Genomic DNA, 13,253 nt, shown 5'->3' on the forward strand with positions numbered 1-13,253 from the left:
CGCGACGGGTTGATGGGAGGAGAACAGGCACCCGTGGCTGGTGACGGAACAATTGGAAAAGCATGTGATGTGCTGGAGCAAGTGGCAGCCTTTGCGCGCCCCGTGCGGTTCGCTGAACTGTTGGAAAGCAGTGATTTTCCCAAGGCAACTTTGTACAGATTTCTGCAAACTCTGACCAATCAGGGAATGCTGTCATACGACCCGGATCGGCAAACCTATACGCCGGGATTGCGATTGGTCCGGCTGGCGCATGCGGCTTGGACACAAAACTCGCTGGCGCCTATTGCGCGGCCGTTTCTGGATGCTCTTAGCCGAGAGACCGGGGAAACGGTGCATCTGGCGCAGCTTGATTCCAGCCAGGTTTTGTATGTCGATAAGCGTAATGCCGCACAACCGGTCGAGATGTACTCGCAGGCTGGCAAGGTTGGCCCGGCCTACTGTACCGGTGTGGGCAAAGCGATGCTGGCGTATTTGGAAGAGGCGGCGCTGGCCCGCGCAGTGTCGCAGCAAAGCTATCATCGGTTTACGCAAAAAACGCTGACCTCCGAGGCGGCTCTGCGTGCCGATCTCGACCTGATCCGCAGCCGCGGATACGCGATCGACGATGAGGAGCATGAGCCCGGCATCATTTGCGTCGCGTGCCCTATTTTGACATCGGGCGGCCGGATGCTGGGCGCGATTTCCGTAACAGGCTCGACCGAGCGGATGGAATTCAAACAACTGGAAACCTGGGTTCCGCGTGTTCGCCATGTGGCCGAGCAGATCGGAACCGAGGCACAGGCCTGGCGGTTCCCCGAAACCCGGCCGAACGCCATTACAAACAGGATGCAAGCGACATGACGGGTGTGACTTTGAACCAGGCGATCAAGCGGTATGGAGAGACGCAGGTCATCCACGGTATTGATCTGGAAATCGACGATGGCGAATTCTGTGTTTTCGTTGGGCCATCCGGCTGCGGCAAGTCCACTTTGCTGCGTATGATTGCAGGGCTGGAAGAGACGACTGAAGGGCAGATTCATATTGGCGCGCGCGAAGTAACCCATTTGGACCCCGCGAAACGCGGGGTTGCAATGGTCTTCCAGACCTACGCCTTGTACCCGCATATGACAGTAGCCGAGAATATGGGTTTTGGTCTGCGCATGAACGGCGTCGCCAAGTCCGAGATCAACGAGAAGGTTCAGCAAGCCTCGAACATCCTGAAGCTGGAGCCGTATCTCAAGCGAAAGCCCAAAGCCCTGTCCGGTGGTCAACGACAGCGTGTTGCCATCGGGCGCGCTATTGTCCGCGGACCCGAGGTGTTTCTGTTCGACGAACCCCTCTCAAATCTCGATGCCGAGCTGCGGGTTGAAATGCGGGTGGAAATCGCCCGTCTGCACAATGAGATCGGTGCGACGATGATCTATGTGACCCATGATCAGGTCGAGGCGATGACCATGGCCGATAAGATCGTAGTCCTGCGCGATGGCCGGATCGAACAGGTCGGCGCGCCGATGGACTTGTATCGCGACCCTGACAACCGGTTTGTGGCCGGTTTCATCGGCTCTCCGGCGATGAACTTTCTGGAGTGTGATTATGCCGACGGCAAGGTCTCGCACCCGGCGCTTGGGGAGCCGCTGACGGTAACGGCCAATGTGCCTGCGGGCATGTCGAAAGTGACCTTGGGCATCCGTCCCGAACATATCGAAATTGATCGTACGGGTGAGACCTGCGCGGTCGATCTGACCGAGGCGCTTGGTGGGGTAAGCTATTCCTACCTTCTGGCGCCAAACGGCGACAAGCTGGTCATTGAAGAGCGCGACGATCAGCGCAGCCGACAAGGGGACCGGATCGGGGTGCAGCTTCGCCCTGAGCGTGTGATGCTGTTTGATCCTGAAAGCGGTCTGCGGTTCCGGTAACTCAAAGGCAACGAACCAGAACTTGCGCGTCGATCTAACGGGTTGGCGCGTTTTTGGGCATAGACCTTTGGGAATTTTCTATCCAACATCCGGCACAGTGGGTCAGACGGGATCATTCCGCCCACACCAGCGCTACTTTTTGGAGGGCAAGTTCTGATGTCGACCAATATATTCACCGGCACCATGCCTGCGTTGATGACCCCTTGCAAGGATGACCGGACACCAGATTTCGATGCGTTGGTCAGCAAGGGAAAACAGATGATCGACGCGGGCATGTCGGCGGTGGTCTATTGCGGTTCGATGGGTGATTGGCCTTTGTTGACCGACGATCAGCGAATGGAGGGGGTCGCGCGTCTGGTCGAAGCCGGGCTGCCCGTCGTGGTCGGGACAGGCGCCATCAACACAAAATCCGCAGTGGCCCATGCGGCGCATGCGCAGGCGGTAGGTGCTGTTGGGTTGATGGTTATTCCAAGGGTTTTGTCGCGGGGCAGCTCTGAAGTTGCGCAGAAGAATCATTTCAAGGCGATCCTGTCTTCCGCCCCAGATGTTCCTGCGATTATCTATAACAGCCCGTATTACGGTTTTGCCACGCGCGCTGATCTGTTCTTTGCTTTGCGGGCCGAACACTCCAACCTGATCGGTTTCAAAGAATTCGGGGGCAAGGATGATCTGCGCTATGCGGCTGAGTCTATCACCAGTCAGGATGAAGACGTGACCCTGATGGTCGGTGTGGATACCGAGGTTTACCACGGCATCGTCAATTGCGGTGCGACAGGGTCAATCACCGGCATCGGTACGGCCCTTCCACGTGAGGCTTTGCTGCTGGCCGCGCTGTCCAGGAAGGCGGCACAAGGTGATCCCGAGGCCCGCCAGCGCGCACAGGAGCTGACCGAGGCGATCCATGTGCTGTCAAGCTTTGATGAAGGCCCGGATCTGGTGCTGTACTACAAGCATCTACTGGTGCTGAACGGAGAGCAGGAATATCGGCTGCACTTCAATGAAACGGATGAATTAACCGATGCGCAACGAAACTATTGCGAGCAGCAATACGACCTCTTCCGCACGTGGTTCGCCAACTGGTCCAAACAGGGCGGAGTGATTGCCGAATGCATGTGATCGATAGTCATACCGGGGGTGAGCCGACACGGGTCATCCTGAGTGGCGCACCTGATCTGGGCAAAGGTTCGCTGACCGATCGCGCAAAAAAGCTGGCGACCGACCACAAGGCGTTTTACCGGTCGGTCATGCTGGAGCCTCGTGGGCAGCCAGCAATGGTTGGTGCACTACTGGTCGAGCCGGTCGATCCCACCTGCGTGACAGGAGTGATCTTTTTCGATGTGGATGCTGTGCTGGGGATGTGCGGGCACGGCACCATTGGTCTGGCTGTTACGCTGGCGTATCAAGGCCGAATTTCCCCTGGTCGTCATAAAATCGAAACCCCTGCGGGCATTGTGACGGTTGAGTTGCACGATGCGAATACCGTCACGGTCACGAATATCGAAAGCCGCCGGGTTTATCGTGACGTGACGCTGGAGGTGCCGGGCTATGGCGCGGTGACTGGCGATGTGGCCTATGGTGGGAACTGGTTCTTCATCGTCGACCCAAGCCCGATACCGGTCGAAACCACCAATATCCGGCAACTGGCCGAGATGACGATTGCGATCCGCGAAGCCTCAATCACCTGCGGCATAGGGGGAGAGCAAGGTGAACCAATCGACCACGTGATTTTTCAGGACGCCTCGCCAAATCCTGAAGTCCACAGCCGTAATTTTGTGCTGTGCCCGGATAACAACTACGATCGGTCACCATGTGGCACTGGCAGTTCGGCGCGTCTGGCCTGTCTCGCCGCAGATGGAGCTTTGGAACCCGGCGAGGAGATAACTCAGCAAAGTGTCATCGGCAGTACCTATCGCCTGTCTTACCAGCCCGGCCCGAACCAAGGCGTCATCCCCTCAATCACCGGGCAAGCCCACATCATGTCCGAAGCGAAACTGGTTTTTGAAGATAACGATCCTTTCAGGGCGGGCATCGAGCTATGACACAACAAGTCGTTGTGATTGGTGCTGGCGTGATTGGCATGACAACAGCACTGGAGTTGCAGCGCCGAGGTCATTCTGTCCTGGTTTTGGACAGGGGTGGTGTTGCAGCTCAGGCGTCGGCGGGAAATGCCGGTGCGTTTGCGTTTCCCGAGATTGAGCCATTGGCGACCCCAGGCATTATGCGAAAGGCTCCGAAATGGTTGCTTGATCCGCTGGGGCCACTTTCGATCCCGCCTGCCTATGCGTTGCAGATCGCGCCGTGGTTGTTTCGGTTCTGGCAAGCCAGCCGCCCAGCGAAGTATCAGACCCTTCTGGGTGCACAAGCCAGCATGATGACGCATTCCGCCTCGGCGCTGACCCGCTTGATCACCGATATCGACGCAGAAGGGATGCTTCAGCGTGACGGTCAGATGCAACTGTATGAAGGCGAAGCACAATACCGCGCCAGCTTGCCCACATGGGAGTTGCGGCGCAAACACGGAATTGAATTTGACTTGCTGGAAAACCGCGAGGCGATCGCCGAAAAACAACCCGGCCTTAGCCCGCGTTTTACACATGCAGGGTTCACGCCGAACTGGATGAATGTCGTTGATCCCAAAAAATGGGTCGAGCATCTGGCGAAGGTCTTCCAGACTCGGGGTGGGCGGATCGAACGCGAAGAGGTTCGCACGCTGTCCCCTGTTGAGGAGGGTGTGCAGATCGGGATGGCGACCAAAGAAGCTGCCGTGCAAAAGGTCGTTGTATGCGCCGGCGCGTGGTCGCATCACCTTGCCAAAACACTTGGTGATCACATCCCGCTTGAGACTGAGCGTGGCTATAACACTACGCTTCCTCAAGGTGCGTTTGACCTGCGCCTGCACCTGACATTTCCAAACCACGGGTTTGTTGCCACCCGGATCAATGGCGGTGTGCGGATCGGCGGCGCGGTTGAGTTGGGCGGGCTTTCGCTGCCTCCGAACTATCGCCGGGCTGATGCCTTGCTTAGGAAGGCTGAACAGTTCCTGCCCGGTTTGAAGACAGGCGGAGGCACTCAATGGATGGGGTTTCGCCCCTCATTGCCGGATAGCCTGCCGGTGATTGGCACTGCGACGCAGACGCCGGACGTCATCTATGCCTTTGGGCATGGCCACCTTGGTCTGACCCAATCCGCAGGCACGGCCGAGCTTGTCGGAGCTATCATTGATGGGCAGCCGCCACAGATTTCTTTGACTTCGTTTTCGGCCACCCGGTTTTAAGGACACGATATGCGCAGCAGCAAAACCATCCACGTGATATCAGCGCATGCAGAAGGCGAGGTCGGGGACGTCATCGTGGGTGGTGTGCTTCCACCGCCCGGAGACACGCTTTGGCAGCAGCGCGCCTTCATTGCTCAAGATCAAACCCTACGCAATTTTGTTCTGAATGAACCCCGCGGTGGCGTGTTTCGGCATGTGAACCTGCTGGTGCCACCTAAACACCCCGATGCAGACGCGGGTTTTATCATTATGGAGCCTGAGGACACGCCGCCCATGTCCGGATCGAACGCGATCTGTGTGGCTACAGTCTTGCTCGATGGCGGGATTATCCCGATGCAAGAGCCGGAAACTCGGTTGCTTCTTGAAGCGCCGGGCGGCTTGGTAAGGGTCCGCGCCGACTGCCGGAATGGCAAGGTCGAGCGGATTTATGTACAAAACCTGCCCAGTTTCGCCGATAAGATATCGGTTCCCTTGGAAGTTCAGGGCCTGGGTACTCTTACTGTCGACACAGCTTATGGCGGTGATAGTTTCGTGGTGGTCGATGCAGCCGCGCTTGGCGTTCAGATTGTCGAGGACGAGGCGCGGGATATTGCGCGCATGGGTGTAGCGATTACAGATGCCGCGAATGAACAGCTTGGGTTTTCCCATCCCGAAAATCCGGATTGGGCGCATATCTCTTTTTGCGCTTTTTGCGGGCCGGTAAAGACCACTGAAGCCGGGTTCACCGGGACATCCGCTGTCGCCATCCAGCCGGGCAAGGTTGATCGGTCGCCGACGGGTACTGCGGTTTCGGCGCGTATGGCCCTGATGGCGGCGAAGGGTCAGATGAAAGCTGGTCAAACCTTCGAGGCGGTCTCGATTATCGGTTCGCGCTTCACCGGCCAGATCATCGAAAAAACCAGTGTTGCGGGCCGCCCGGCTATCATCCCCGAAATCAGCGGCCGTGGTTGGATTACCGGCATACACCAGCATATGTTGGACCCGGATGATCCCTGGCCTGACGGTTACAGGTTAAGTGACACCTGGGGTGCCGGGCTCTGAATTGCGCAAAATCATAGGGTGAATTGGCGGTTTACCCCTTCCCGTGTCAATTTGCGCCCCCACTAGACGATTGATCCGAAGGCCAACCTGTTCTATGGGAGGCCCTGTCAAATCAGAGTCACCCTTGGGGCGGTAAGATACACGCGCCCCATTTCAGGCCACACAGACGTGGCACACTCTTGGATCGCACGCCCCGAAAGGCTTAAAAAAGGTAAAAGAATATGGCAGAAAAATCGAACTTCGATATATTGTATACCATTGTAGACGAAGCGCCTGAGCTGGCGAGCGCCTCGTTCCTGCCCATCATTCGCAAGTTCGCATCGGCGGCAGGGGTCAGCGTTGGAACCAAAGATATCTCGCTGGCAGGCCGTATCATCGCGACCTTCCCCGAGAACCTGACTGACCAACAGCGCATCACTGACGATCTGGCCGCATTGGGAGAACTGGTGAAGACGCCAGAGGCAAACGTGATCAAACTGCCGAATATCTCGGCCTCAGTCCCGCAGTTGGTGGCGGCGATCGAAGAACTGCAATCGCAGGGCTACGATATCCCGAACTACCCCGAAGAACCCTCGACCGACGAAGAAAAAGCGATCCGCGCACGGTATGACACCATTAAAGGCTCGGCCGTGAACCCGGTTCTGCGCGAAGGTAACAGTGACCGCCGCGCGGCAAAGGCGGTCAAGAACTACGCACAGAAGAATCCGCATTCGATGGGTGAGTGGGCCGCTGACAGCAAGACCAAAGTGTCATCCATGTCCGACAACGATTTCTACGCTAACGAAAAATCCGCAACAATCACCGCTGCCCAGGCCGGCGATGCCAAGATCGAATTTGTTGGCAAAGACGGCAGCGTCACAGTTCTGAAAGATGGCTGGCCGCTGGACGAAGGTACCGTCGCCGACGCGACCTTTATGTCGGTAAATGCGCTGTCCTCGTTCCTTGCGGATGCGATTGAAGACACCAAGAACGACGGCACCATGTTCTCGCTTCATATGAAGGCGACCATGATGAAAGTGTCGGACCCAATCATATTTGGCTATGCCGTAAAAGCGTGGCTGGCCCCTGTGTTCGAGAAATTCGGTAGTGAATTGATCGCACTGGGTGTGAATCCGAACTCGGGTCTGGGTGACCTTCTGGAGCGCGTCAAAGACAACACCGAAATTGTCGCCGCCATCGACGCGCTGAAGGGTGACCGCCCATCCATGTACATGGTCGACAGTGACAAAGGCATCACAAACCTGCACGTACCGTCCGATGTGATCATCGACGCCTCGATGCCTGCCGTGATCCGCGCGGGCGGCAAGGGCTGGGATGAGACCGGAGCAAAGGGTGATACAAACTGTGTGATCCCTGACCGCTGCTACGCCCCGGTTTACGATGAGGCCATCAATTTCTTCAAAGCCAATGGCGCGTTGAATCCGGCCACCGCCGGAGCAGTGGCCAATGTTGGCCTGATGGCCCAGAAGGCCGAGGAATACGGTAGCCACCCCACCACGTTCGAAGCACCAGCTGATGGTGCCATCCGCATCGTTCTTGCGAACGGCGAGACGCTGCACGAACATGCTGTTGAAAAAGGCGATATCTGGCGCGCCTGCACCGTAAAGAAAGCGCCGATTGAGAACTGGATACAATTGGCGATGGATCGTCAGCGCCTGACGGGTTCCGAAGCGATCTTCTGGCTGGACGCGAACCGAGCCCACGATGCGGAACTGATTAAATACGTCAAACCGGCGCTTGAGACCGCCGGCGTGGCTGACAAGTTCCTGATCATGGCCCCGCGTGAGGCCACGCGTCAGTCGCTGGAGACCATCACCGCTGGCAGGGACTCGATCGCCATCACCGGCAACGTGCTGCGGGACTATCTGACCGATCTGTTCCCGATCCTCGAACTGGGCACTTCGGCCAAGATGCTGTCGATTGTAAAGTTGATGCAGGGTGGCGGTCTGTTCGAAACCGGTGCGGGCGGCTCGGCGCCGAAACACGTGCAGCAATTGGTTGAAGAAAATCACCTGCGCTGGGACTCGATGGGTGAGTTCTGTGCTTTGGGTGAGTCGCTGAACTTTCTGGCCGACAGCGCCGGTAACGCCAAAGCAGGCGTCCTAGGGGCCGCGGCCGAGGCGGCAACGCAGGGTATTCTGGACAACAACAAATCGCCCAGCCGAAAGGTGGGTCAGCCCGACAACCGCGACAGCCACTACTGGTTTGCGCGCTACTGGGCCGAAGCGTTGGCAGCGCAGTCCGAAGACGCTGAATTGGCAGCTGAGTTTGCACCGATTGCCAAAGAGCTGGCTGAAAAAGAACAGCAGATCGTGGGCGAATTGGCTGCCGCACAAGGCGCACCTGCTGATCTTGGTGGCTACTATCACACCGACCCAGCCAAGACCGCTGCGGTGATGCGCCCTAGCGCGACCCTGAACGCCATCATCGGCTGAAAGCCAAAAGCCAGGTCTGATGGCGTGGCTTTTCTTTGAGTAAAAGGGTATCTCGAATTGAAAAAGGGCCGACCCCCAATAGTCGGCCCTTTTTTGTGTGAGTGGCGTGTCAGAGCCTCACCGGTATAGCTGTAGTCAAACTATCACGCGAAAAATCCGAATATTGGGGGATTTCCGCAGCTCAAACGCACTGAGCTAGATCGGTCTATTGCCTCGGTCGTACGCTAAGTGCTGCTCAAAAAAGAGGCCGGTCCAACGACCGGCCTTAGTGAATTCAGCTGAACCGAGGGATCAGTTCGAAGCTGCCATCAGTTTCTCATTATGCTCGCGCAGGGTGTCTGAGATGATGGCATACCATTCGCCGGATTCCCGCATTTCGTTCAGACCTGCGTTCAGCATCGCCACGTACTGACGGCCATATGGGTTTGTCCGGTGCGTGACAAAGCGCAAACCTGCGACGGTGTTCACAAACGGGTTTTCGACGATGTCGTTATGGGACAGTCCCAGATCGCTCATGGCGTCTGCCGCAAGCTGAACTTCGAAAGACGCAACATCTGCCACGCCGGTCAGAACGGCATCCATACAGTCAGTTGCAGTGACAGGCTGGATCATTGTCACGTTCGGTTCAAAAACGCCGTTCTCTTCCAGATCGTGTGTAAACCAACCTTCCATCCGGCAAAGACGCGCGCCTTTGAAATCTTCAAACGACCGGGCCGTGGCATAGTCGCTGTCGGGCAGGGTGTAGAACCCGATTACGGTGTCGTAAACGCTGACGGTGGAATCGAACTGGGTACAACGCTTCGTTGTTTCCGGCGACCATTCATAGCTACGGTTGCTGCAGTCGGGGATGTACCAGGCCAGTGACACATCGAACGCACCCAGCGGCAAGAGAGTATCCAGATGAGCGCTCCAATCGTTTACGAAGCTTGCCGAGAATTCACGGTTGTTTCCTGCCCGGTTCAGGGCCGTGGAAGCCAGACGGACAAGAAAGCCACCACCCGTCAGATCTTCGTCCGCAAAGGGCGCGTAGTTGCCGCCCGTCACGATTTTAATCGGCGGTTCATATACGTTGGAAACTTTGTTATTGGCGTTCCGTGCTTCTTCCGCGGCGATAAGGTCTTGCGCGCTTTGCCCGTTTGGCAGGCTGCCGTCTTCACACGGCAAGGCAAGAACCAGGCCCGGCTCAAGGTTTGACGGGTTCAAGATCGTGTTGCGGTTCGCGTTGAAGATCGGCTGGTAGTTCGATGTGCCATAGGCGGCAATTGCGATTGTGGCCAACGTGTCGCCATCCACGACGGTGTAGTTGGTGCAGGCCTCTTGGGCGGCGGCAGCTCCGGCGCTTAGGGCGGTGACAGCCACGGTCGATATCACGACTTTCTTCAGGTTGACTTCAAACATCTTCACTTCCTCCAGAATCTTTTGTTGTCAGGCCAGTTGGGGCCTTAGCCATTTTCCATTTGGTGGCGCAGGGCGGTTGACACGATGTCCCGCCATTCACCCGATTGCTGCATGATCGCCAGACCCTGGTTAAGCGTCTCAAGGATCGCTTCCCCATCCGGATTGTCTTTGTGGGTCATGACGTTAAGCGACTTGATTGCCGCTAGGTTGGGGTTTTCTATGATGCGGTGCTTGTATCCGAGCCGCGCGATGGCCTCGACGGCCACGTGAGCCTCAATCGCGACGATGTCCGCACTGCCGTCCATCACCGCGTGAAAGCAGTCATCCGGTGCGACCGGGCGCATTAACGAGATTGCAGGTTCGTAGAGGCCTACCGCATCCATGTGCGACGTTGTCCAACCCTCAGGGCGGCAGATCGTGGCGCCAGCAAAGTCGGCATAGGTCAGCGTTTGCTCATATCCTGAGCCTTCGCGGGCGAAGAATGAGTCTACCACCTCGTAAAATGGGTTCGAGAAATCATAGGTCTCGCAGCGATTGCGATCGTTTTCCGACAAGGCGTCGGCTGTTTCACAGTTCGGGCGTGACCAGGGAAAAGTCGCGTCAAATGCGAGCGTCGGCATCAACAAGTCCAGATGCGACGACCAGTCATTGACGAACTGTATCTTATAGCCCTGTTCGGGCGCGGCCCGCAGCATCGCGGTTTCGACGAGGTTGGTATAAAGACCGCGATAGGGCAGGGACTCATCCGTAAAGGGCGCGTAGTTGCCGCCGGTGATCAGCAGAAGCTGACGGTCCCGGATTGCCGGGCGTTCACTTTCATCCGCGTTGCGGATCAGCGCGGCCCCTTCGGCGCGGGCCGCTTCAATTTCTTCACGGGCCGCAACCTTTGCCGCGATCACGGCGTCTTCGCTGGCCTTTTTGGCCTCAGCCTTGGCTTCAGCGACACGCGCCTCGGCATCTGCAATGGCTTTTGCCGCTCGCTTTTCTGCGGCCGCAACCAGTTCAGCAGCCATCTCAGCTGCCATGGCTTCGGCTTCGGTTTGCGGAACTTCTGGCGCGCGTCCGATATCTTCCAGACAGGGCAGGGTCAGCACGTCGCCCACACGAATGACATCCGGGTTATTGCCGATTACATCGCGGTTGGCGTCAAAGATGATGCGGAAATCCTCGGTCGAATACACTTCGATCGTCAATTCCCGCAGGCTGTCGCCGCGCTTGATTTCGTAAGTCGAGCAGGCCTCTTGCGCCGAGGCAGATCCGGCCACGGCAGCGAGTGCCAGGCTGGATATGAAAAGATGGGGTTTCATGGGTCCTGTAGCCTTGCCTTGATTAGTTTCTTGTCAGTTTCACGACACCGATCGAGGTATTGTCCTGATCCGGGTCGCCCTTGGCGTGAAGCGCCAGCAACAAAGCATCGGCGATGTCCTGTGCCCACGCATGCGCCTTACGTTTCACGATGGCTTGAATTTCTGCATCGCTGAGATATTGCAAACCGTCACTGCCGAGGATCAGCACATCTGACGCCGTCAGGTTGAGCGGTTCCTCAGGGCAGTCCACTTTCGGAATCGCGGCACCCATAATCACCGATGTAAGCTGGTTGCGGTCCGGATGGACCCGCGCTTCGGCATCGGTCAAAGAGCCGTTTGCTACCTGTGCGTCTATCACCGGAGCCATCGAGTGATCTTCGTTGATCTGGTGCAGAACCCCATTGCGGAACAAGTACAAAGGGCTGTCACCGATCGAGATCCAGTACACGCGCTGGCCCAGCAACAGCACACCCAACAGGGTCGACCCCATTTTGAAATTACCGCCCATTTCGTCGCAATGTGCAGCGATAGAGGCGTTGGCTTGCATTGCTGCCAAAGGCAGGGCGTCGGCGGCAGAGCTTTCGGACGGCGCTGCGCTCGCAAGCTTGCCGTCCAATGCGTTGCGCCAGGCACCAATCACGAGGTCCGATGCCACGTCACCAGCAGCGTGCCCGCCCATACCGTCCGCGACAACCACGTATCCGGCATTGGCCGCATCGAACATGCGCGTGGCAACCGCGTCTTCCTGTGATCCGCGCTGACCCTGGTCAAGGATCAGGGCAATGTCATATGCCGGTTGGGCCAGCATTTAGCTGTCATCCCGCCAATCAAAATCGTCGTCACAGAAAGCGGCGAAGCGGATCGAAGTTTCGCTGATCCGGATCAGGTCGCCGCTGGACAACGCCACGGTGCTCAGCACGGGTTTGCCATTCAGACGAACAAGGTTGGCCTTGCCTCCATGACCGAGGTAGCATTTTCGGTCTTCGGGGTCATAGGCGATCACGGCGTGGTTGCTGCGCGAAATGCCAGTATCGCCAAAGTCCAGTTGAATGGCCTGATCATCGTTGCGGCCTATCTGCATCAGGCCCTCGGTCAGGGTGATACACGAACCACGACCCGGTCCGGCGGTCACAACCAACCAACCCACAGGGAATGTCTCCTTTGCGGTAGGTGTCTTGACGACCGGGTCCGAGCTTTCGATCAGATCCTGAACATGCGTGTCGGCGCGTTCAAACCCAAGGAAGGTTGTCTTGACCCTGCCGCGACGATCATCCGCCACGGGAGCAGCGGCCGCTTGCGTCGGTTCCGGCGTTGTTTCCGTCTCAGGCGTTGCTTCCAGTTCGGGTGCGGTCTCAACATGAGGCTCGCCTAGGATGGGTTCAACTGTTTCAGTCTGAGTGGGCTCAACGGTTTCAACGACAACTTCGACAACGGACGCGTCCAGCGTTTCGGTTTGTTCCGGGTCTTCGTCGGTGGCGATGTGCAATGTGACAACCGGCTCGCTTGACCCTTGTTGCGCCTCTGTCGGCTCGAAAAGATTATCCTGCGCGCCATCTGTCGCTTCGTCTTCAACCGTCTCTTCCTGATCGTCAGAAAGTGGGGTCATATCCTCTTCCGGGATTAACTCGTCGCTGTCTTCGTTGGGTCCCGCAGACGCATTGCCGCCTGCCAGAGCGTTGCGCAGCGCGTTGAAATCCGCAATCGGTTGGGGTTTTTCGGCCTCGGCCTCGGGCTCGACTGCGTCTTCCACGTCGGTTTCGGGCTGGGCTTCTTTGACCTTGCCGGCACCTTCGAGAAGCCGGCTGAGGGGGCTTTTGTATTTAAACATGGTGTCGACACCTTTTTTACTATTTTGGTGCAGGCTATTGGTCCTGCGGGGCTACTACTTGCCGCTGCGCACTTT

11 protein-coding genes are annotated in these 13,253 nt (G+C 57.4%); 7 read left to right on the plus strand and 4 right to left on the minus strand.

The window, feature by feature from the left end; translation table 11 throughout:
• Positions 1-33: 33 nt before the first annotated feature.
• The 7 genes from ACXAET_RS16525 (at position 34) to ACXAET_RS16555 (ending at position 8,645) form a co-directional block, all read left to right on the plus strand.
• Complete coding sequence (locus ACXAET_RS16525; protein ID WP_475188409.1) at positions 34-840, plus strand: IclR family transcriptional regulator; 807 nt, start codon at positions 34-36, stop codon at positions 838-840.
• Positions 837-1,895, plus strand: a complete 1,059-nt coding sequence (locus ACXAET_RS16530) for an ABC transporter ATP-binding protein (protein WP_475187590.1) — start codon at positions 837-839, stop codon at positions 1,893-1,895. The genes ACXAET_RS16525 and ACXAET_RS16530 overlap by 4 nt, the downstream gene beginning before the upstream one ends.
• A gap of 156 nt (positions 1,896-2,051) precedes the next feature.
• Positions 2,052-3,011: a dihydrodipicolinate synthase family protein gene (locus tag ACXAET_RS16535; RefSeq protein WP_475187592.1), complete on the plus strand. Its 960-nt coding sequence runs from the start codon at positions 2,052-2,054 to the stop codon at positions 3,009-3,011.
• Positions 3,002-3,934: a 4-hydroxyproline epimerase gene (locus ACXAET_RS16540; RefSeq protein ID WP_475187595.1), complete on the plus strand. Its 933-nt coding sequence runs from the start codon at positions 3,002-3,004 to the stop codon at positions 3,932-3,934. The genes ACXAET_RS16535 and ACXAET_RS16540 overlap by 10 nt, the downstream gene beginning before the upstream one ends.
• Positions 3,931-5,169: an NAD(P)/FAD-dependent oxidoreductase gene (locus ACXAET_RS16545; protein ID WP_475187596.1), complete on the plus strand. Its 1,239-nt coding sequence runs from the start codon at positions 3,931-3,933 to the stop codon at positions 5,167-5,169. The genes ACXAET_RS16540 and ACXAET_RS16545 overlap by 4 nt, the downstream gene beginning before the upstream one ends.
• Positions 5,170-5,178: 9 nt before the next feature.
• Complete coding sequence (locus tag ACXAET_RS16550; protein WP_475187598.1) at positions 5,179-6,210, plus strand: trans-3-hydroxy-L-proline dehydratase; 1,032 nt, start codon at positions 5,179-5,181, stop codon at positions 6,208-6,210.
• A 221-nt stretch (positions 6,211-6,431) separates the two neighbouring features.
• Positions 6,432-8,645 (plus strand): NADP-dependent isocitrate dehydrogenase, encoded by a 2,214-nt coding sequence (locus ACXAET_RS16555; RefSeq protein ID WP_475187600.1) that lies wholly within the window; start codon positions 6,432-6,434, stop codon positions 8,643-8,645.
• Between the two features lie 291 nt (positions 8,646-8,936).
• Here ACXAET_RS16555 and ACXAET_RS16560 read toward each other — a convergent pair whose 3' ends face one another.
• From ACXAET_RS16560 to ACXAET_RS16575, 4 genes are read right to left on the minus strand one after another with little or no spacing between them, the layout of a single operon-like run.
• Positions 8,937-10,043, minus strand: coding sequence for a peptidoglycan-binding protein LysM (locus ACXAET_RS16560; protein WP_475187602.1), 1,107 nt, complete (start codon positions 10,041-10,043; stop codon positions 8,937-8,939).
• Positions 10,044-10,087: 44 nt separating this feature from the next.
• Complete coding sequence (locus ACXAET_RS16565) at positions 10,088-11,350, minus strand: peptidoglycan-binding protein LysM (protein ID WP_475187604.1); 1,263 nt, start codon at positions 11,348-11,350, stop codon at positions 10,088-10,090.
• Between the two features lie 22 nt (positions 11,351-11,372).
• Complete coding sequence (locus ACXAET_RS16570; protein WP_475187607.1) at positions 11,373-12,158, minus strand: PP2C family protein-serine/threonine phosphatase; 786 nt, start codon at positions 12,156-12,158, stop codon at positions 11,373-11,375.
• On the minus strand, positions 12,159-13,178 hold the full coding sequence (locus ACXAET_RS16575) for an FHA domain-containing protein (RefSeq protein WP_475187610.1): 1,020 nt from the start codon (positions 13,176-13,178) through the stop codon (positions 12,159-12,161).
• Positions 13,179-13,253 lie beyond the last annotated feature (75 nt).

Source organism: Ruegeria sp. AWH4_226, from assembly GCF_056159225.1.

Coding starts and splice junctions, on each gene's coding strand:
- ACXAET_RS16530 (WP_475187590.1), top strand. CDS start 837: ATGACGGGTGTGACTTTGAACCAGGCGATCAAGCGGTATGGAGAGACG.
- ACXAET_RS16535 (WP_475187592.1), top strand. CDS start 2,052: ATGTCGACCAATATATTCACCGGCACCATGCCTGCGTTGATGACCCCT.
- ACXAET_RS16540 (WP_475187595.1), top strand. CDS start 3,002: ATGCATGTGATCGATAGTCATACCGGGGGTGAGCCGACACGGGTCATC.
- ACXAET_RS16545 (WP_475187596.1), top strand. CDS start 3,931: ATGACACAACAAGTCGTTGTGATTGGTGCTGGCGTGATTGGCATGACA.
- ACXAET_RS16550 (WP_475187598.1), top strand. CDS start 5,179: ATGCGCAGCAGCAAAACCATCCACGTGATATCAGCGCATGCAGAAGGC.
- ACXAET_RS16555 (WP_475187600.1), top strand. CDS start 6,432: ATGGCAGAAAAATCGAACTTCGATATATTGTATACCATTGTAGACGAA.
- ACXAET_RS16560 (WP_475187602.1), bottom strand. CDS start 10,043: ATGTTTGAAGTCAACCTGAAGAAAGTCGTGATATCGACCGTGGCTGTC.
- ACXAET_RS16565 (WP_475187604.1), bottom strand. CDS start 11,350: ATGAAACCCCATCTTTTCATATCCAGCCTGGCACTCGCTGCCGTGGCC.
- ACXAET_RS16570 (WP_475187607.1), bottom strand. CDS start 12,158: ATGCTGGCCCAACCGGCATATGACATTGCCCTGATCCTTGACCAGGGT.
- ACXAET_RS16575 (WP_475187610.1), bottom strand. CDS start 13,178: ATGTTTAAATACAAAAGCCCCCTCAGCCGGCTTCTCGAAGGTGCCGGC.